Source organism: Nocardia puris, from assembly GCF_003315035.1.
Classification (GTDB): domain Bacteria; phylum Actinomycetota; class Actinomycetes; order Mycobacteriales; family Mycobacteriaceae; genus Nocardia; species Nocardia puris.
Genome location: NZ_QNRE01000017.1, coordinates 124,306 through 143,844 on the forward strand (window position 1 = coordinate 124,306; position 19,539 = coordinate 143,844).

The window sequence follows — 19,539 nt, forward strand, 5'->3', positions numbered from 1 at the left end:
CGAAAGGTCAGCGCCGCGCCCACGCGCCCGGATCGCCGGTCAGCGCGTCGACGAACCCGGGCAGTGCGTCGGCCGCGATGTCGGCGATGGAGACGTTCTCCAGGACCGCGCGGATGTTGACGCGCAACGCGATCCACACCTTTTGCAGCGGTTCGGCCGCGCCGCGATACACCACGTCCTCGGGGCGCTCCCCGCGCACCGACGCCAGCGGCCCCTCGATCGCGCGGATCACGTCGGCGACGGAGATGCGCTCGGCGGGGCGCGCGAGCCAGTAGCCGCCGTCGGGCCCGCGCCTGCTGGTGATCAACTCGGCGCGGCGCAGCTCACCGAGCACGGTCTCGAGCACCTTGGGCGCAATGCCCTGCGCCGTGGCGATGGATTCCGCCTTGATCTTGGTGTCGGCGGTGGCACCGGCGATCTCGAGCAGGGTACGCACCGCGTAGTCGATTTTCGCGGTGATGTGCACGGTCTACTCCCGGAACGTCGTCGTCGGCTCGCTCGAATCTAGGTGGTGCCGCACGCGGTCAGCACGCAGGTCGCCGCGTCGAGCAGCGTCCGCTCCAGCAGCTCTTCCGGCACGCCGGGCATGAACTCGTCCGAGGCCAGCGCCACCCCCAGCACCTCCAGCGCGGCGGCCGCGCGCACCCGCGCCTCGTCGGTGGGATCGGGACCGCCGAGCCATTCGCGCAGCTTCTGGCTGGTGTCCAACAGGTCCGGGAAGCGGTCGCCCATCGCGTTGAAGACGGCGACGGTGTCGCGCACGCACAGCGCGCCCGCGTTGCGGTGGCGCAGCAGGCCGCGCAGATAGTTGCGCAGGACGGTGCGCACGCCGTCGGCGTCGTAGGGGACGGCGTCGATGTCGTCCACCACCGAGCGCATGTGATCGACGATCGGATCGATGATCGCCATCAGCAGATCCAGCTTCGAGGGGTAGTGATAGTACAGCGAGGCCTTTGTGATTCCCACCGCATCCGCGACCTCACGCAGGCTCGTCTGATCGAATCCTTTATTCCCGAAGAGCTTCACGGCGGCGTCGCGAATCGCGATTTTTGTCCCGCTACCTGCGATAACGCTCTCGGATGCGCTCGGTCCGGCCATAGGACGATCCTCTCACCAACTGCGCGTGGGTCTCACGCTGCCACCAAAATTGAGGTTGTCCCTCCACTTAACCCCCGGGTAGTCTACCTACCGCACGGTAGGCAGAAAACGGAAGTGGAGGCGGGACCGGCAGGGCACCCCGCGAGTGCTGTCTACGGGCCATGAACCAGCACGTCACCAGACCCCACTAGGAGTAACCCCTCGTGTCCGTCTACCTCTATAGATTCGGAAAGTTCGCTTTCCGCCGGAAATGGATAGTGCTTCCGGTCTGGCTAGTCCTGTTCGTGCTCCTCGGCGGCCTCGGCGCGCAGCTGAGCAAGCCGATGAGCAACGACTTCAGCATGCCCGCACTGCCGTCCGAGCGCGCCAACGAAATCCTCGACCAGCACTTCCCCGGCATGTCGGCCGCCTTCCAGTTCGACGCCGTCACCGGCACCTACGTGATCGGCGCGCCCGAGGGCCAGAAGCTGACCGACCCGGCCAACCGTGCGGCCGTGCAGGCGTTCATCGGCAAACTGAGCCAGCTCGACATCGTCGACCACGCCGAACCGCTCGACAACCCCATCTACGTGGCCGAACAGATGGGCTGTCTGGACAACCGCGACCCGTCCACGTGCAGTGGCGCGCCGCTGAACGTGCTGGGCGACAACCCCGACACGGTCGCGGTGCTCAGCGTCCCGTTCACCATCCCCACCTTCACCGACATCACCGAAGAGCACCGCGAGACCGCCTATGACGTGGGCGCCGACGCGCGGGCCGCCGGCCTGCAGGTGGAGCTGAGCGGTTCCATCGCGCAGGTCGCCGAGCAGCCGGGCGGCACCGCCGAGCTGATCGGCATGGGTGTGGCGCTGGTGGTCATGATCGTGGCGTTCGGCGCGATCGTCGCCGCGTTCGTGCCGATCGTCACCGCGATCTTCGGCCTCGGCGCGGCCATGTCGGTGATCATGCTCGGCACCTCGGTCATCGAAGTGCCCAGCTTCACCACGTTCCTGGCGACCATGATCGGCATCGCGCTGTCCATCGACTACGCGCTGTTCATCGTGTCCCGGTACAAACACGAACTCGTCGTGCAGGATTCACCCGAGGAGGCCGCCGGCACCGCGCTCGGCACCGCCGGCTCGGCCGTCGTCTTCGCGGGCCTCACCGTCATCATCGCCCTCGGCGCGCTCAGCATCGTCGGCGTCGAGTTCCTCACCTTCATGGGTCTGGGTGGTGCGATCGCCGCGGCGTTCGCGGTGATCACGGCCATCACGCTGATGCCCGCCCTGCTCGGCGCGTTCGGCCGCTTCCTGTTCAAGCCGAAGCTGCCGCTGGTCGCCAAGCACGACCCGGAGGACGACACCGCCGTCACCCTGGGCATGCGCGTCGCGCGCCTGATCGGCAAGGCGCCGTGGGCCGCGCTGGCCCTGAGCGTCGTCCTGCTGGGCGCGCTCGCCGCGCCCGCCGCCGGCCTGCAGCTGGGCCTGCCGGGCGAGGACAGCATGCCGAAGGACTCGACCGTGCGTCAGGCCTACGAGCTGCGCACCGAGGGCTTCGGTGAGGGCAGCAACGGCGTGCTCAATATCGCGGTCGACCTCAGCCAGGTGCCCTCGGAGCGCCGCGAGGAGGCGGTGACCGCGCTGCGCGACAAGCTCGCGGCCTACCCCGATATGGACTACGTCACCGCGCCGACGTTCAACGAGGACCAGTCGGGCGCCATCCTCGACGGCGTGCCGAAGGCGGGGCCGAACGACCAGGCCACCAAGGACCTGGTGCGCGACGCCCGCGACGCCGAAGCCGAACTCAATGCGGCGTACGGCATGGAGTACGGCATCACCGGCTCCACCGCCATCTACGCCGACGTCGACCACGTGCTGCTCAGCAAGATCGCGCCGTACCTCGCGATCGTGGCGGGCGCGGCGTTCGTGCTGCTGATCCTGGTGTTCCGCTCGATCCTGGTGCCGCTCACCGCGGCGCTCGGCTTCCTGCTCTCGGTGGCGGCCACCTTCGGTGCGACCGTGCTGATCTTCCAGGAGGGCGCGCTCGGCCTGATCGCCGATCCGCAGCCGATCGTCAGCTTCATGCCGATCATGCTGATCGGCTTGGTGTTCGGCCTGGCCATGGACTACCAGGTGTTCCTGGTGACCCGCATGCGCGAGGAATACGTGCACGGCGAATCGCCGAAGGACGCGATGGTCAAGGGTTACCACCACGGCGCCCGTGTGGTCACCGCCGCGGCCATCATCATGATCTCGGTCTTCGGCTCGTTCCTGCTGGAAACCGACGTCACGGCCAAGTCCATGGGCTTCGCGCTGGCGGCGGGCGTGCTGTTCGACGCGTTCATCGTGCGCATGGTGCTGATTCCGGCACTGCTGGTGATCATGGGCAAGTGGTCGTGGTGGATGCCCAAGTGGCTCGACCGCATCCTGCCCGACATCGACGTCGAGGGCACCAAGCTGCGCGAGATCCAGCAGCGGTCCGTCGAATTGACGAAGGATCCGGTGCCGGTCGGCTGATCGCCCGGCCGCCGGACCGAGGGCCCCGCACTCACCTCGAGTGCGGGGCCCTCGCCGCTCCGGGCGGGATTCTTGATCTCGCGTCCGGGACACAGCAGACTCGAGGTGTTCGACTCTCAGCTCGGTAGCCCGTCGCCGCGGCGACGGCATGTTCGTCCGCGCGGGCGGTCGCCCCGCGCGTCCGTGACCCGCAACGGCTCGACCCGATCACCCGCGAGGAGAACCCTGTGTCCGTCTATCTGTACCGGTGGGGGAAGTTCGCCTTCCGCCGGAAGTGGATCGTCCTACCGGTATGGCTGCTGCTGTTCGTGCTGCTCGGCGCACTCGGCAACGAGCTGAAGAAGCCGATGAGCGACGACTTCAGCCTGCCGAACCTGCCCTCGGAGCGGGCGACGCAGATCCTGGACGAGCACTTCCCCGGCATGTCGGCGGCCTTCGAATTCGACGCCGTCACCGGGACGTACGTGATCGGCGCGCCCGCCGGGCAGAAGCTCACCGACCCCGCCAACGAGGAGGCGGTGCGCGGGCTGATCGAGCAGTTGAATCGGCTCGGCATCGTCGACCACGCGAAACCGCTGGTCGATCCGGTCGAGGCGGCACGCGAGATGGGCTGTGTCGGCGGTGAACCCGACGTCTCGGTGTGCAGCGCCGCGCCGCTGAACGTGCTCGGCGACAACCCCGAGACCGTCGCGGTGATCAACGTGCCGTTCACCATCGCGGGCTTCACCGATATCACCGCCGAGGACCGCGAGGCCGCCTACGACGCGGGCGAGACCGCGCGCGCCGCCGGACTCACCGTCGAACTGAGCGGCTCCATCGCGATGGAGCAGGAGGCACCCAGCGGCAAGTCCGAGATGATCGGCATGGCGGTGGCGCTGGTGGTGATGATCGTGGCGTTCGGCGCCATCGTCGCGGCGTTCGTGCCGATCTTCACCGCGATCATCGGGCTCGGCGCGGCCACCTCGCTGATCTTCCTCAGCACCTCGGTGCTCTCGATCCCCAGCTTCACGACGTTCCTGGCGACCATGATCGGCATCGCGCTGTCCATCGACTACGCACTGTTCATCGTCTCCCGGTACAAACACGAACTCGCCGTGCAGGATTCACCCGAGGAGGCCGCAGGCACCGCGCTCGGCACCGCCGGCTCGGCCGTCGTGTTCGCCGGTCTCACCGTGATCATCGCCCTGGCCGGACTCGCGATCGTGGGCGTGCGGTTCCTGACCTTCATGGGTCTGGGCGGTGCGGTCGCGGCGGCATTCGCCGTGCTGGTGGCGCTCACGCTGATGCCCGCGCTGCTGGGCGCGCTGGGCAAGTACCTGTTCAAGCCGAAGCTGCCGTTGATCGCGCAGCACGATCCCGAGGACGACACCGTCGTCACCAACGGCATGCGCGTGGCGCAGGTGATCGGCAAGTTCCCCGCCGTCACGCTGGTGCTCAGCATCGTGGTGCTCGGCCTGCTCGCCGCCCCCGCGGCCGGCCTGCAACTCGGCCTGCCCGGCGAGGATTCGCTGCCGCCCGACACCACCGTCCGCAAGGCGTACGAGTTGCGGACGGAGGGGTTCGGCGAGGGCAGCAACGGCGTGCTCAACGTCGCGGTCGACCTCGGCGACGTGCCCGCCGAGCGCCGCGCGGAAGCGCTCACCGCCCTGCACGACCAGCTCGCCGCCTACCCCGACATGGACTACGTCACCGAGCCGACGCTCAGCGAGGACGGCCGCGGCGCCATCATGGACGGCTACCCGAAGGCGGGTCCGAACAACCAGGCCACCAAAGACCTGGTACGCGACGCCCGCGACGCCGAGAGCGGACTGCGCGACGAGTACGGGATCGAGTACGGCATCACCGGCACCACCGCCATCTACGCCGATATCGACCATGTGCTGCTCAGCAAGATCGTGCCGTACATGGCGATCGTGGCGGGCGCGGCGTTCGTGCTGCTGATCCTGGTGTTCCGCTCGATCCTGGTACCGCTGACGGGCGCGCTCGGCTTCCTGCTGTCCATGGCGGCCACCTTCGGCGCGACCGTGCTGATCTTCCAGGAGGGCAAGCTCGGGCTCATCGACGACCCGCAGCCGATCGTCAGCTTCCTGCCCATCATGCTCATCGGTCTCGTGTTCGGCCTGGCCATGGACTACCAGGTGTTCCTGGTGACCCGCATGCGGGAGGAATACGTGCACGGGAAATCGCCCACCGAGGCGATGGTGCACGGGTATCACCACGGCGCCCGCGTGGTGACGGCCGCGGCGATCATCATGATCTCGGTGTTCGGCTCGTTCATCCTGGAGACCGATCAGACCGCCAAATCCATGGGTTTCGCGCTCGCGGCGGGCGTGCTGCTGGACGCCTTCATCGTACGCATGGTGCTGATCCCGGCGCTGCTGGTGCTGCTGGGCAAATGGGCGTGGTGGCTGCCCGCCTGGCTGGACCGGATCGTCCCGGATATCGATGTCGAAGGGGCGAAGCTGCGCGAGTTGCGGGAGCGGGGGAAGGAACCGGTGACCGCACCGGTGTAGCCAAACGCCTTCGGCGTATCGCCTGGCAGTAAGCGCCAGTGCCGCATGTGTGGACTGTGGTCTGGTTCGAGCGGGCCCCGCACGTTTCGTGCGGGGCCCGAATTCTTTGTCCGCGGACGATTTCCGTACGAACCGCTCACGCGCTCGCCCCGGCGGGGCGACATGTGTCGCTGCCGGGTTGCCCGGCCTCATTCACTGGGTTGTGGCAATTGGCATTCATTCACTTTCGGATTGAGTCCCATGTAATTCAGCGGACCGGCCACGGCCGAGAGCGCGATCGTGGCGAATCCGGCGCAATTGATCGGCCCACTGGTGAAATAGTTCCGCTGACCTGCGGCAAGCATGCCGATGGCCAACCACACCAGGATCAGCAGGCTCAGCACCCGCATCCCGGTATCGCGCGCAGCCCGCCCGGGTACCACTCGCTCGCGCATGATCATCGCTTCCTTCCACACCTTGCGTATGGACTGGAATACCCGTATGCCCTGCGGTTACTCGACGCCGGGCAGGCAACGATTGCGGCGCCATTTCGCAACGCCGGGCAGATCCCCCGCTCAGCGCCCGCAAACGCGGGAACGCCACGCCGGGACCGCATTTCGCGACAGGCCGACCGTTATCGAGCCGATACCGCGGGTTCGCGCGGTCGGCGGTGGGGAATCCCGGTGAGTTCCGGCACCTCGACAGCTCCCGATCGCCCCGATTGACGTGCGATACCGGTGGCCCTACAGTCGGCCCCCATGAGTCTCGAAACGCGGGGGGCGAGCTCCGCCATGTTCCACCCAGGCACCAGTTGATGGACCGCCGGCTACGTCAGCGCTATCGCCAGATGAACCCCCTCGCCCGCCTCGGCATCGCCGCGGGCGCCTTCGCGGTGGTCGCGGGCGCGGTGGTGTGGGTGGGGAACCCGAACCTGGAGTCGCAGGGATCCGGCCCGGCCACGACCGGGTGGACGGCGCCGACCGAGCCCGGCACCACGACCACCGCGGCTCCGCCGCCACCCGGCTTTCCGACGATGGACTTCCCACCGCCGATGTCGAAGGCCCCCGAAGGGCAGCCCCAGCCGGTGCCGACCAAGTTCGGACTCACCTACAGCGTGCCGTCGAGCGAACACTGGCAGGCGACGAACGACGCGGTCCTGGGCTGGTCCGACCCCGACGGCAGCAGCATCGCCACCTACGGCGCGGGCAGCCGATACCGCCACACCTACTGCCCGGACGTCAAGGGCGCCGCCCTGGCGCGGGTCGGCGTGACCGGCCGCAACGCCGTCGACATCGACACCGCCGCCCGCGAGGAGGTCGCGAAGGCCGAACGGATCTTCAGCGACAAGTCCGGCCGCAAGCCGCAGGTGGAACTGCGCGGGCCCGTGTCGTTCGAGGTCTCCGCACGCCCCGCCGTGCGCTACACGGCGGTCCTCACCGACATACCGAAAGAAACGTCCTGCGACCCGGACCAGGCGCACTTCGATATCGTCGCCACCTCCGGATACGCCTCGGCCGAAGTGGTGTTGCTGATGGTCGAACAGCACCGTGGTCTGCCGGACGCACTGCCGGACGACGACGTCGAAGCGATCATTGCGTCGCTGCGCAAGACCGAGTAGATCCGTACGGGGAGGGAATCATGGAAGAGTTCTGGGCACGACCGAGCGAGATCGCCGGCCTGAGCAAGCTGGTCGACGATCTCGGAAACGACAGCGCCACCATCGCGACATTCATCGGCGAGAACTGCCACCCGGAAGGTGAGCTGTTCACCGGCGTGATCATCAGCGATCTGCTCACACCCTTCAACGGCCTCGCCAATACGTTCAAAGTCCGGATGTCCGATATCGGGACACACAACAAGAGCACCGCCGTCGAACTGAACAAGACCGCCTGGATGTACCACGACCAGGACCAGCGGAACTACGCCGCGCTCAACGCCCACACCAGCGACGTGCCGGGCGCGACGCCCGGCGACCCCGGCCCGAACGTCGAGCGACAGGGCCAGACCGCCCCGTACGGCGCCGCCACCCAGTACCCGAAGCCGGAATCCATCACTCTCAACCCGCCGACGGTCAATCAGGAGGACACCGCCGGGCTGATCGGCGAGGTCGCGCCCTGGCTCAACGACGTCAACGAATCCATCAAGAGCGTCACGCGCATGGCGGGCAACGAGGTCGATCCGCTGGTCTGGGTGTTGAAACCGATCGAAGGCAACTGGAACGAAGTCCGCCGGATCGGCGAGTCCTACAAGGTCGCGGGCAACGCCATGGAGGCGACCGGGAAGAACCTGGAGAACGGCGTCAAGCTCGTCGGCGAACATTGGAATGGCAAGGCCGCCATCTCCTTCGAGCAGAATTGGGCCCAGCGCCAGATCGCCGCCATGAAATGGGAGGGGCCGGTCGGCCGGGTGCTGGCCGATGTAGCGGGCAAACTGGCCGACGAGATTCGCGCGGGCATCAAAACCGCCCTCACCAAGCTCAAGGAGATGCTCGAGGACTATATCGACGTCAAGAGCGTCAAAGGCATCTTCAAGAACGTGATCAAGCGGGTGCCGGGCCTCGGCCAGATCGTCGAGGTGGTGGATCTGGGCCACAAGATCTACACGATCGTGACCGCGGTGAAGGACATCGTGGACAAGATCGAGGAGACGAAGAACCGGCTCAAAGAATTCCTGGAGTTCCTGAACAATCCGACGCAGGTGGTCGCGCAGAAGCTGGAGGAGAAGGTGCAGCCCGCGCTGCGCACCGCAGCGGTCGCCAACGACCTGAAGGAGATCTCGAAGGTCAACAGCACGCTGGAGCGGCCGCGCGAGAGCTACGAAGTGGGTACCGGCAACCAACCGTGGGAGAACGGATGAATCCCCGGTGGGGGAGCATGCGCGAACCGAACGTCGATCCGGCGATCGAGGCGGCGGCAAAACGCGTGCTCGACAGCGTGGACGACCTGCGCACCGTGCGCATGCGCGTGGAGAACATGGACGTCTCGGCGATCTTGAACGAACCGACGCTCGTCACCGAGGCGTTGATGTTCGAATTCGCCGCCCTGCCCTACGCCTCCCCCGCCTTGCGCGAATACGCGCAGCGGGTCCACGCGGGTGAATGCCGCTGGCCCGATATCGAATCGCTGGTGCACCCGCTGCCGCCGGAGGTCGTGGATCTCAAATCCTCGCCGCGTTTCATCTGGCCGTGGGATCCGCGCGACAATCCGCCGCCGCCTCCCCCACCGCCGCCGCTCGCGCCGCGTCCGGCCGATCCCGGCGTCGTCGGCCCCAGCGATTGGCCGGACGATTTCGACGACTATCCGGGCGAGAAATCCTGGCTGGTCTGACCCGGCGAAAGACGCGGCCGGGAACTCACGTTCCCGGCCGCGCGCTCACGTCCTACGGACTCGGTTGCGGCACATTGCAATCCGCGATCTTCGGGTTCACGCCCATGTAGTTGAGCGGGCCCGCGATCGTGGTGACCGCGATGGTGCCGAAGCCCGCGCAGTTCACGGGGCCGCCGTCGAAGTATCCGCGCTGCACCGCGGCCACGACGCCGATCAGCAGCCAGATCAGGACGATCGCACTACCTATTCTCATGTGTCACTCCCAAGCGGTCGGCGCCACGACCCTTTGCCCGCCGCGCGCGTTCCGCGTTCCGATATCGGCGGTATACCCGGAATTCCGGGTTTCACCGGGGGATGTGCCCGGTGGGCGGTGGGATGTTGGGAAAAGTGGGGACCCCGGAGGTCACCTTGATCATGAAAAAGGCTCCGACCTGGTGGTATCAGGTCGGAGCCTTTGGCGGCCCTACTGACACAACGTTGGAACGAGGAGTTATGGGATGGACTAGCGAGGGTGCTGAACGGACTGGCAGAGTGATAGTTGCCTTGCATGGCGCGAGAGGGAAACACTTGTAAGCGATCTACCGCCGAGAGAACAATCAGCCATGACACGGGGTGAGCACTCCTTGGCCAATTCATAGATAGAAAGTGCTCACCCCGGTGTCGATCAGAACAGGCTTGACTGCTCAGCTGTACTTGCTGAGGGAGAAGTAAGTAAAAAATCCGTATGCCGTTCGCTCAGCACATCGATGAGGCGATCGAGGAAGGGGACTTGCCCTTTGACGAGCTTCTGCCTGGCTGTCTCTACATCGAACCATGCAGCGCGATCGACTTCCGGGAACTCGGCCATTTTGCCAGATCCGCGCGGCCATTCCATCTCAAAAGTGTTGCTGGAGATATTGGAAGCGTCAAATTCTCCTTCGCGTGCAAAGGCAGTAATTTTCTTTCCACTTGGCTGTTTCAAAACATCGAGCGACAAAGTTGTTCCGGAAGGTGCTGGCCTACCCAATTCCTCATTGAATTCGCGCTCGGCAACCCCCAATGGATCGTCACCATCCTCATACTCACCCTTGGGGATTGACCATCCCTGAGCATCTTTCTTTGACCAGAAGGGGCCGCCCATGTGGACTACCAGCACCTCCAGAAGCTTATTGTCATTGATACGAAAGAGTAGCAGTCCGGCGCTGAGCTTGGCCATTTCATCCTCCCAATTAGTTTTCCTACCAATATAGTAACACTGGGGTATGACAAGTTACGAGACTTCGTCGCCATCGGCGATTAGCTCCAGGTATGCTCGTCGAAGCATTTTGTAGAAATCGCTGCCTGCGCTGACCTCAAATCCAAAAGATGCAATCATCGGCGTCTTGTAAGCCTTAGTTTCTAGCTGAATCTTTCCGTTCTCGCCATGAATATCGATCATAATGGCGCTAGCCGAGGGCAGAGTATTGTGGCAGACAAGTTTGAAACGTCCGCGCATCTCGGGCGTAAGTTGAGCCTTGAACTGTACGACTCTATCCACAAGACTTTGAATCTGAGGCTTTAATTGTTCGCCCGTAAAATTGATATTTGGAGCTACGGTATCCATTAGATACTGAGCTTCAGGATTAAGAAGCGATAAGGTAACGCGAACGCCTCGATCTGCACGCGAAAGCATCTCCTGAAATGTCTCAAGGATGCTTTCTAGAGTATCCCCTGTCATAAGGTTCACGCTCACAAGGGTCAAGTCTTCCTGAGCTGAAGATATGTACGATGTAATAGACTCTCGACCTTCTCGGAACTCCCCATAGAACTTGCGAGACGGGATAAATGCGGTCACATTTGCGGCTGCCACACCGGCCAATGTCGACCACGGGACGCCCGCGATCTCCTTTGCCCATGGACCGGCATCGGGCCGGTAGTCAAGAAGCCCCCGTAATTTTTCGACGTTACGATCAAACTCCGCGTCGCTAAGACCAGGAAGGATATCTAACGCGGCGCGATGATCATCCAAGGATATCCACTTTGTCAAAATTGGATTTACTTCCAGATATCGCTGAGATGGGATACTTTCCTCGATCGAGTCGCGCACTTGCCATTCTTGTAGTGCGGGCACGACATCCGTCAAGAATTGAAGGGTGTTCAAGCTGAGCGGTCTAGTCTCTGAGAGAATCTTGAGTGTCTCGCCTTTTGGTATTCGTCCTGTGCACAATGAGAACACAACGATATCGCTTGGATCTTTCCCGTGTGAAATAAGATGTCGCAGTGCAACTTGGCATGGATTATTCGCCCAAAGGCCGCCATCGAGATATGTGCGCGTATCTGTGCCGACCATTCGCGGTGGAAAATAGGTAGGTGCAGCTGCGCTCGCTAACGCCACATCAACCAAACGGGCATCACGATCGGCTTTTGTGAACAGTCGACCCTCGTAGTTGTCCGCTATGGAGCTGGTTATGAAAATATCAATATCCACATCACCCACTCGTTTATCACCCAACTGCTTTTCGAGCTGCTTTATCAGCTCATCAGGACGATAGCGAGAGCCTCTTCGTATCAAGCCGAATCGACGAGGCTTAAAGATGCTTGCCGCGTAGTCCTGATACAGACTGTAGATATTCGAAGCCGGTTTGCCAGAGGCAAGCGCTAGACCCACTAGCGCCCCGGTAGATGTAGCTGCGATTCCATCAAATACTTGCGCCGCCGACTGCCGTGTTTGCTCCTCGAATCGCTGTAGAAATCGAGCCTGAAATACTCCCCGCACGCCACCTCCAGGTAGAGACAGCAACCGATACGGGCGCGGTTGCGATTGGATACCTTCAAGCGATGTCGTCACGGAAACCTCGACTTCAGTGAGCTGGCACACAGCAAGCGGACAGGGTGGGTCCAGATTGTAGTGTGCTAGCTTGTCGAGATCCTCAGTGCGTCATCCGCCCCGAATCCGGCACCACGCGTCCGGCCTCGATGAGCACCTGGAAGGCGACAGCCTTCCGGGCGCAGCCGTCCAGGCGGCACAGACGGTGGATTTGCATGTCACGGTGCGCTTCATCGGGCGTGAGGAAATGCTTGGGTGCATCGTGTGTCCATGAGCTGGGCCAGATCGGCGAAGCGGCGTCGGCCGGCGACTGTGTCGATCCGGGATTCCTGTCCGGCGCCAGCCTGTCTGGGCTCACGCTATCGGGATCGCGGCTCAGGCTGGTCGCCATCACCATGACACTGACCAGCAGCGCAATCGCCGCAACACCAGCGATTCCGGCAAGAAGCAGATTCAGCCAAGTCGACATCGAAGCTGCCCACTCTCACCGCGGTTTCGTACTACTCGGCACCAGGCATCCGGCCTCGACGAGCGCGTCCAGTGCTGCCGCCTTGCGCGGGCACCGGTTTGCTCGGCAGGCCACATGGAACTGCATGACCAAGTGAGCCTGGTCGGCGGTGAACGGGATCGACGGTGACTGATGAGCTTCCTGCTGAACAATCGCGATGGGGTGGTTCGTCGCAGGTGAATTGGCGGTAGTCACTGAAATCCTCCGTGGCAGAGCAAAGAATCGGCGAAACGGGCGGAGATACCCGGCACCGGGGGCGTCTCGCCACCGGCCTGCCACTCTGGCGGGTCAGTGCGCCGGATGAGGGGGTTCGGCGTCAGCCCGGTGCCGGGTACCGCTATTGACCTTGGCCCACAAGCCGTTTCGCTCGGACTGGGCGTTTGTTGGGGTACTGTTGGCTTAAAGCCGGGGTTTGCCCAGGTCAGGGTCGAAAATGCAGGGAGGGGCGGATGGTACGAGGGCGGGAATGGACGGGGTTTGAAGCAGCCGCGTTGCAGGAGGCTATGAGGAAGTCAGTGCGTGACTTCGCGGCGCTGCTCGGTGTGGATACCACCACGATCGCCAACTGGCGGAGCGGTCTCGGGGGTGTGATCCCTCGGTCGGCGACTCAGGCGATTTTGGATACGACGCTGGAGCGGCGGGCAACGGCGGAGGATCGGGAGCGGTTTGAGCAAATTGTCGGTGAAGGGGAACGCGCTTGGCGTGCCCGGCATCCGTCCGCCGTCCGGCAGGATGAAGTGTCCGCAGCGTCAATCACAGTGACCACAGCGACAAGTAGCAGCGATGTCTTTGAACCTCCGGCGGAGATTGTCCGGCGGATGAGCAGACTGCACGCCTTCGACGTTGACGAGGCGGTCATCGATGTCATCGACGTGGCGTTTGGGGATGTGCTAGGTCGCTACGAACTGGAGGGGCCGGTTCGTCTGGCGCCCAAGGTACATTCCCTGCGCCAGGAGGTCAATTCACTGCTGGAGCAGTGCCGTCAGCCGGTTCAGTTGCAACGCCTGTACAGATTGGACGGACAGCTTGCGGGTGCACTCGGCTATATGGCGGTCAACCGCGGGCAGTTCCACGCCGCGAACATGTATAGCCGGGAAGCGCTGAGGATCGCCGAGTTTATTCGGGATGTTGAGCTGCAAGCGTGGGTCAAAGGGACGCAGAGCTTCTGCGCCTACTACCGCGCGGAGTACACGACTGCGGTTGGACTTGCCGAGGAAGGAATTCGGCTCGCGGGCGATACTGCACAGGCGATCCGCCTCTACACGAACGGATTAGCCCGAGCGCTGGGAAAGATCGGAGATGTGAACGGTGTCGAACGCGCAGTTGAGGCGGCGATGTCAATCGCTTCGTCCATCAAGACGCCGCCCGGCCTGACCCCGGCATTGTCGTTCGTGCCGTATAGCGAGGCACGATTGAAAGCCAACGCGGCCACGGCGTATCTCTCAGCTGGCGACTACGAGCAGACACTCACGTACGGTCGGCAGGTTGAAGCACACGTCAATGCATCGGACTCGGTATGGAGCCGTTCGCTGGTTCGCCTGGATGTAGCCACAGCACTGGTGCATCAGCCTGATCGCGACGTCGAACATGCGATGGATCTCGGCGTCGAAGCGCTCAACGCTTCTCAGGATCGGCCCATCCGGTCGGTGTGGCAGCGTGCTCACGACCTCGCCGACGTCGTGACGATTGTTGACGCCCGCAAGGTCAAGGACTACGCGGATGAACTGCGCGAATGGTCAGCCAAAGCACGAACGGCTGCGGCACCTGACAGTGCTACGGCCGAAGAGAGATGACCGCGCACTCATCCCACTCGTAGCCGTGATCGGTGCGCCATAGCCTCACCAGCTGGACGGCGTCCACCAGCACGGTCGCGGGTGGCAAGTCGCGCAGTGCCGCAATCTCTCTGATGACCGGTGTCGCGTCGCGCGGCGTCTTGTTGTAGGCAATGCCGAGGTGCGGGCGAAATCGGGAGGTCGGCTTCGGCCGGAACTCTGGTCGCACTGTGGCAAGACTTGCGGTGAGTCGAGCGTGCAGATCAACCAAGCGATCCCAGGGTGTCACCGAGAAGCGAATCGCGCTGGGCGAACCAGCCAGCGGGCCAACATCCAGCGAAAATGCATCTACCTCGGCCAACTGTTCGGCGGCAGTTGCGACGACGGCCTCCATCTCGGATGCCGTGATGTCTTCGGCCGCACCCACTTTCACGACGGTCAGGTGAAGGCCCTCAGCCGGCACCAAGTTCAGATGCGTCGCGTCAAGGCGTGACCGACACTGCTCGACAAGACGCACGAGCGCCGGATCGGTGAAGGTCAAATACCAGTAGTAGGCGGCGTAATCTGGCTCCCAGACCTTCCGCGTCCAATGGTCGTCAAGCCGAGGCAACCTCTGGAACGCTTGCCAATCGTTAGTACGAATCGTTTCGGCATCCGTCAGTGAGGTGGGGCGCTCAGGAGGGAACGCTGTACCACCAACCGATCCGTCCTCCACCCCTGCCACAGTCACAGGAACATGCAGGTCGGTGATGTCGAGAGGGCCGGTCACAGCGCTGAGTCTAGATGAAAGATCAAGATTCGGTCTTTCCGCTTCTTCGCGGCTGGGAATCGCGGAAGTGGCGGTATGTTGTTGGTCAGCAGTGTTACTGACCGCCTTGCGTGCCGTCGCTCTTGACGACGAACAACCCGCTGGAGCTGCCTGATTTCGGTAGGTTCCAGCGAGCTGTTCGTCTACTCGTGGTGGCGAAGTGCCGTCGGGTCAGAACTTCGGCAAGTTGAGCAGGTTGTTCCTCGGATCACCATCCGGCCGAGTCTGGAGATACTTCGGCCGACCGTTGCCCGGCGTCTTCACCTCAACCGTGGCAGGCTTCGTTCCCGGCTGTTGGACGTAGGCGTGACCGCCTTTGTCTTCGATCCAGGTGACGAGTGTCGCTTTGGTGCTGGTATCGGACTTGCCGGTCCCATCTTCGATCCATTCGAGCGACTGAATGTGCTCGTGTGTGATGCCACTTTCGAGGTGGATTCTAGTGATACGGATGGCCATGAGGTCTCCGTCCTTCCGGTTGGGCTGACGGAGATGCCGGGGTAGGCATCTCCGAGCACGTCCAGAACCGGAGACTTCCCAGCAAACTGGCGCGTTTAATTAGCGCAGCGCTACGACTCTTGGTAGTTTCGTGGCCTGCCCTAGGCAAGCAGATCCACGTTGACCACGGAGCGGAAGCCCGACCAGGGGTTTCGACTCCGTGGTCGCGTGCTTGGCACAGCATATACCCGACTAATGACACGTATGTAAGTCCACGTCTACCAGCTCATTTGCGATCTGTGGATGAATCTATCAACAGGCTGTGGATAGATCGTGCCTTCGAACCGTTGTTCGATCATTTCTCCAGTCGCAGGCTGTGGATACTGGTCGGTAACTTCCAATTGTGAGATGAATCACTCCTCTTCCAAACCGGCTCCCGCAGTGCTAAGCAAACGCTTGGTTTCCGGCGATGATGTGAAGCAGATCGGAAGAAGCGATGGCCGGATCAAACAGAAAGCCGGTCAGGAGTGACCGCTTCGCCCGCCCGCATCACGTCGTCTTCCGTTTCACGGCTTGCCCTTGTCACGGCGCGGAACCAGGCGCGTTCGTGCAACGACTGATGCGGGTATCCCGCATCTCTTCTGGTTGCTGAACGCGGCAGCAGCAGGGGCACCTGTTCAACAGACTCCGACGCTTCGACCCAGCGGCATCCGCCGTGACGAGCGCCCTTCACCACGACGCTGAGGGCGCACCGGCATTCGCTGTCAGGCAGTGTCCTGTGGTGCCCGCAAGGGCACCATCATTCGGCTACCGCAAGACGGCATCCAGCGAGGTGGATGAGGGTTTGCAGGTGGGGGCGAAGGGGTGGTCGAGCGGGGGAGGCTGAAGTTCTGTTGGCGATAGCTACCAGCCTGTGCTGCCTGACCGAAGGTCCTTCACCGCGCCTTCAACGACCGCACATGGCCACGGCTGTGCGCATGCATCACACGTCGCGCCCTGTTCGGAGTTGTGGTCTCGCAGAATCTTCTGAGTCGTGCTCCACCAGGCCGCTTTCGGCCCCTTGTTCAACGGGTCGGCAAGAAGGTCAGCGACCTTGCGCAGCGCCCATCGATAGGTATCAGGGGTGATCTCGTCGGTTGGCATGGCGACAAGTATGTCTTGGGAGTGGGGTCGCTACCCCACCGCCCGCACTACCTGCACCGGCCCACTCAGTAGAATTTCCCAGACCGGCGGGCCGCACAAGGCCAGCACGCGGGAGCGGTCGTAGTCTTCGGTCTGAAGCCAAAAGATCTGTGCCAGTTGCCGGACATCCCCGGTTCTGGGTGTGGCATGCAGCAGAGCCATGTCGGCCCGGAATCCCGTCTCCTTGGTCTCGACCTCCCAGATCGTTCCGCACTTCTTCTCTGACTGGAACTGGCGTGCATCCTCCAAACTCTCGAACGCGAAGAAGGATCGCAAACATGATGGAGCGTGAGGGAATTCGTACAATCGCACCAACTCCCAAAGCAGTTCAAGCCCAGTATCCTGACTGACCGCAAATCGGTCCTCGCCGTTTTCGTTGACGATCTTGATCTGAAAGGTTCCATTCAGATATTGCTCGCCGTGACTGGAAAATCCATCCGGGAACCACCTTGGCGACGAGTTGCGCGAGCGTTCAATAACGTGACCCTCGCGGAAGTGACCGGCTCGATCGAGGTGGTAGTACGTTGGCATGGTGTTCCGTTCTGGCGGTACGGCTTCGGTGAGGCGCAGCCCATCCAGGTGGATCTGGTTGCGACCTCGTTCGGGAACGTACGCCACCGCACCGACAAGCTTGCCGCGCATCTGTAGTGCTCCAATGGAGCACTATCATTCCCCTCCAGCAGGAGGGTATCGCCCCAGGTAGATACCGGTTTCGAGGTGGAGGCGGGACGATGACCGGCGCGACGACCGCCAGGGATCGAGTTCATCGTGTTCTCGTACCCCCAAGCTTCCTGTGGGGCGAAGGCCGCAGTGCCGATGAGCCACTCTCGGAACAGCAGCGACGAACGACAGCACTGCTCCCGTCGGGCTGGCGTGTGTTTGTGGTGCCCATGAGGGCACCATCATTCGGCTCCCGTAAGTCACCGAATGCCGAGGTGGTTGCAGGTTTCCAGGTCGACGCGGCGCGAATATCGGGACGAACAATCCTGGTGGCTACATCTTTGGCTCCACAGAACATCCGCTGCTCACGTCCCACCGTCACAACGGCTCGCTGTCGGAAGCCCTCCACGGGCATCGCTCACATCCGCGACCGCCGAAAAGAAGTCATCCGCAAGGCGGCAGAAGATTGCCGCCCACTGTCGCCGGAAGCAGTCCACCATCACCGGCTTTCATCCCTATTTCCCCAAACCCGTTGCCTTGTAACAGAATTGTTTCCCGCCTTTCTTCCCAAAACCGCAAAAGGACGGTAAAATGAACCGTATGGCGACCACGCAAAAGCGCGAATAAACACAATCTTCACTCCACGAGATAGGGAGGGTCGCCGTATGGCGACCCTCCCTATCCTTGTATTCGGGTGAATCCTCCGCCGACGCGCGTCCGACCATACCGAAACGTAGTCCCGGCAAAGGAGGTCATCTATGGCAACACGAAACACCCGCAATTCTCAATCCCCACAGCGGCAGTCGCTCTCATCCCATGGCCCGAACATGCCGCCGAGCGATACGCCCCTTGGGAGCGAACCCTTCCGCTCCAAGCTGGCCCTGGTGTATCTGCGCGTCTCCACCGCCCGCCAAGCCAAACGCGACGGCGAAGTGGAGGGCTACTCCATCCCGGCGCAGCGCACCAGCTGCCACAAACGCGCTCATGAACTGGATGCAGCAGTCGAGGAGTTCGTGGATGCTGGGGCTTCGGCCCGGTCGGCAGATCGGCCGGGGTTGCAAGCGTTGTTGGCACGTTTGGCCGATCCCTCACAGCCCCCAGTGGATTACGTGATCGTGCACAAGCTTGATCGGTTGGCCCGCGACCGGGCGGATGACGTGGCGATCCTGCTGGCGATTCGCCAAGCCGGGGCGACGTTGGTGTCGGTGTCAGAGATGGTGGATGAAACCCCGGCGGGTACGCTCATGCACGGCATTGTGGCGTCGTTCGCCGAATACTATTCCCGCAACCTCTCGACCGAAGCCAAGAAGGGCATGAGCGAGAAGGTCAAGCGCGGCGGGACACCGGGACAGGCACCGATCGGGTACCTGAACGTGGTGCATCGGGTGGACGGCACGGACATCAAGAGCGTGGTCATAGACGAAGTGCGCGGCCACCACATGGCCTGGGCGTTCGAGCAGTACGCCACCGGCGATTGGAGCATCGCGGCCTTACGGGATGAACTGGAGGCTCGGGGTCTTCGTAGCCGCCCGACCAAGAAATATGTCGGCACACCGCTCTCACGCGCCCAACTGCACCGGCTGCTCAGCAATCCCTACTACAAGGGCCTGATCCGCTTCAAGGGCGTGCTGTTCGAGGGCAAGCATCCACCGCTGGTGGATGAGATCACCTGGCAACGGGTGCAAGACGTGCTCGCTGGACGCCGCATCGCCGGGGATCGCTCCTGGAAGCACGGACATTATCTCAAGGGCAGCTTGCGCTGCGAGCGATGTGGCGGACGAATCGGCTACGGCTGGAGCCGAGGCAAGGGCGGGCGCTACGACTATTTCTTCTGCCTCGGACGCCACACCGGCCGCTCGACCTGCGATCTGCCCTACATTCCGGCTGGTGCCATCGAGGACAGGGTCGCCGAACGCTGGAGCCGTATCCGGTTCAGCGACAGCGAGATAGCCGACACCCGAACGCAGATCCTCAGCGA

17 protein-coding genes and 1 pseudogene are annotated in these 19,539 nt (G+C 63.0%); 7 read left to right on the forward strand and 11 right to left on the reverse strand.

Going from position 1 to position 19,539, the window contains the following annotated elements:
* Nucleotides 1–7 precede the first annotated feature (7 nt).
* Complete coding sequence (locus DFR74_RS30580) at nt 8–466, reverse strand: RrF2 family transcriptional regulator (protein WP_067507881.1); 459 nt, start codon at nt 464–466, stop codon at nt 8–10.
* A gap of 38 nt (nt 467–504) precedes the next feature.
* Nucleotides 505–1,098, reverse strand: coding sequence for a TetR/AcrR family transcriptional regulator (locus DFR74_RS30585; RefSeq protein ID WP_067507883.1), 594 nt, complete (start codon nt 1,096–1,098; stop codon nt 505–507).
* A 203-nt stretch (nt 1,099–1,301) separates the two neighbouring features.
* Between DFR74_RS30585 and DFR74_RS30590 the strand changes: the two genes are divergently transcribed.
* Both DFR74_RS30590 and DFR74_RS30595 read left to right on the forward strand, forming a co-directional pair.
* On the forward strand, nt 1,302–3,593 hold the full coding sequence (locus DFR74_RS30590; protein WP_067507885.1) for an MMPL family transporter: 2,292 nt from the start codon (nt 1,302–1,304) through the stop codon (nt 3,591–3,593).
* Between the two features lie 227 nt (nt 3,594–3,820).
* A complete protein-coding gene (locus tag DFR74_RS30595; RefSeq protein ID WP_067507887.1) occupies nt 3,821–6,106 on the forward strand; it encodes an MMPL family transporter in 2,286 nt (761 codons plus the stop codon).
* Between the two features lie 188 nt (nt 6,107–6,294).
* Here DFR74_RS30595 and DFR74_RS30600 read toward each other — a convergent pair whose 3' ends face one another.
* Nucleotides 6,295–6,561, reverse strand: a complete 267-nt coding sequence (locus tag DFR74_RS30600) for a hypothetical protein (RefSeq protein ID WP_325051000.1) — start codon at nt 6,559–6,561, stop codon at nt 6,295–6,297.
* 371 nt (nt 6,562–6,932) lie between these two features.
* Between DFR74_RS30600 and DFR74_RS30605 the strand changes: the two genes are divergently transcribed.
* The 3 genes from DFR74_RS30605 to DFR74_RS30615 are packed head-to-tail and all read left to right on the forward strand — an operon-like array spanning nt 6,933 to nt 9,411.
* On the forward strand, nt 6,933–7,703 hold the full coding sequence (locus DFR74_RS30605) for a hypothetical protein (RefSeq protein ID WP_084537501.1): 771 nt from the start codon (nt 6,933–6,935) through the stop codon (nt 7,701–7,703).
* A 20-nt stretch (nt 7,704–7,723) separates the two neighbouring features.
* The gene (locus DFR74_RS30610; protein WP_067507888.1) at nt 7,724–8,941 is read left to right on the forward strand and encodes a hypothetical protein; all 1,218 of its coding nucleotides are present in this window, start codon (nt 7,724–7,726) and stop codon (nt 8,939–8,941) included.
* 17 nt (nt 8,942–8,958) lie between these two features.
* On the forward strand, nt 8,959–9,411 hold the full coding sequence (locus tag DFR74_RS30615; RefSeq protein WP_232331717.1) for a hypothetical protein: 453 nt from the start codon (nt 8,959–8,961) through the stop codon (nt 9,409–9,411).
* A gap of 52 nt (nt 9,412–9,463) precedes the next feature.
* Here DFR74_RS30615 and DFR74_RS30620 read toward each other — a convergent pair whose 3' ends face one another.
* From DFR74_RS30620 to DFR74_RS30635, 4 genes are all read right to left on the reverse strand, one after another.
* On the reverse strand, nt 9,464–9,664 hold the full coding sequence (locus DFR74_RS30620) for a hypothetical protein (protein WP_067507892.1): 201 nt from the start codon (nt 9,662–9,664) through the stop codon (nt 9,464–9,466).
* Between the two features lie 411 nt (nt 9,665–10,075).
* Nucleotides 10,076–10,606 (reverse strand): NUDIX domain-containing protein, encoded by a 531-nt coding sequence (locus DFR74_RS30625; protein ID WP_084537502.1) that lies wholly within the window; start codon nt 10,604–10,606, stop codon nt 10,076–10,078.
* Nucleotides 10,607–10,660: 54 nt separating this feature from the next.
* Entirely contained in the window at nt 10,661–12,217 is a 1,557-nt protein-coding gene (locus tag DFR74_RS30630; protein ID WP_170160827.1) for a patatin-like phospholipase family protein, read from the reverse strand.
* 82 nt (nt 12,218–12,299) lie between these two features.
* A complete protein-coding gene (locus DFR74_RS30635; RefSeq protein WP_067507894.1) occupies nt 12,300–12,665 on the reverse strand; it encodes a hypothetical protein in 366 nt (121 codons plus the stop codon).
* A gap of 554 nt (nt 12,666–13,219) precedes the next feature.
* On the opposite strand from DFR74_RS30635, the gene DFR74_RS30640 reads away from it, so the two are divergent.
* Nucleotides 13,220–14,497 (forward strand): transcriptional regulator, encoded by a 1,278-nt coding sequence (locus DFR74_RS30640; protein WP_147265994.1) that lies wholly within the window; start codon nt 13,220–13,222, stop codon nt 14,495–14,497.
* On the opposite strand, the gene DFR74_RS30645 is transcribed toward DFR74_RS30640, so the two are convergent.
* From DFR74_RS30645 to DFR74_RS35670, 4 genes are all read right to left on the reverse strand, one after another.
* Nucleotides 14,478–15,245, reverse strand: coding sequence for a 2'-5' RNA ligase family protein (locus DFR74_RS30645; protein WP_170160828.1), 768 nt, complete (start codon nt 15,243–15,245; stop codon nt 14,478–14,480). The genes DFR74_RS30640 and DFR74_RS30645 overlap by 20 nt on opposite strands.
* A gap of 210 nt (nt 15,246–15,455) precedes the next feature.
* A complete protein-coding gene (locus tag DFR74_RS30650; RefSeq protein WP_067507898.1) occupies nt 15,456–15,740 on the reverse strand; it encodes a DUF3892 domain-containing protein in 285 nt (94 codons plus the stop codon).
* An 882-nt stretch (nt 15,741–16,622) separates the two neighbouring features.
* The gene (locus DFR74_RS35665) at nt 16,623–16,862 is read right to left on the reverse strand and encodes a hypothetical protein (protein WP_147265995.1); all 240 of its coding nucleotides are present in this window, start codon (nt 16,860–16,862) and stop codon (nt 16,623–16,625) included.
* A gap of 30 nt (nt 16,863–16,892) precedes the next feature.
* Nucleotides 16,893–17,543: a hypothetical protein gene (locus DFR74_RS35670; RefSeq protein WP_147265996.1), complete on the reverse strand. Its 651-nt coding sequence runs from the start codon at nt 17,541–17,543 to the stop codon at nt 16,893–16,895.
* Nucleotides 17,544–18,388: 845 nt separating this feature from the next.
* Here DFR74_RS35670 and DFR74_RS38150 point away from each other — a divergent pair.
* A pseudogene (locus tag DFR74_RS38150) lies at nt 18,389–19,420 on the forward strand (recombinase family protein); the annotation flags it as partial.
* Nucleotides 19,421–19,539: the final 119 nt, after the last annotated feature.

Coding starts and splice junctions, on each gene's coding strand:
- DFR74_RS35670 (WP_147265996.1), bottom strand. CDS start 17,543: ATGCGCGGCAAGCTTGTCGGTGCGGTGGCGTACGTTCCCGAACGAGGT.
- DFR74_RS30605 (WP_084537501.1), top strand. CDS start 6,933: ATGAACCCCCTCGCCCGCCTCGGCATCGCCGCGGGCGCCTTCGCGGTG.
- DFR74_RS35665 (WP_147265995.1), bottom strand. CDS start 16,862: ATGCCAACCGACGAGATCACCCCTGATACCTATCGATGGGCGCTGCGC.
- DFR74_RS30610 (WP_067507888.1), top strand. CDS start 7,724: ATGGAAGAGTTCTGGGCACGACCGAGCGAGATCGCCGGCCTGAGCAAG.
- DFR74_RS30615 (WP_232331717.1), top strand. CDS start 8,959: ATGCGCGAACCGAACGTCGATCCGGCGATCGAGGCGGCGGCAAAACGC.
- DFR74_RS30625 (WP_084537502.1), bottom strand. CDS start 10,606: ATGGCCAAGCTCAGCGCCGGACTGCTACTCTTTCGTATCAATGACAAT.
- DFR74_RS30650 (WP_067507898.1), bottom strand. CDS start 15,740: ATGGCCATCCGTATCACTAGAATCCACCTCGAAAGTGGCATCACACAC.
- DFR74_RS30620 (WP_067507892.1), bottom strand. CDS start 9,664: ATGAGAATAGGTAGTGCGATCGTCCTGATCTGGCTGCTGATCGGCGTC.
- DFR74_RS30585 (WP_067507883.1), bottom strand. CDS start 1,098: ATGGCCGGACCGAGCGCATCCGAGAGCGTTATCGCAGGTAGCGGGACA.
- DFR74_RS30635 (WP_067507894.1), bottom strand. CDS start 12,665: ATGTCGACTTGGCTGAATCTGCTTCTTGCCGGAATCGCTGGTGTTGCG.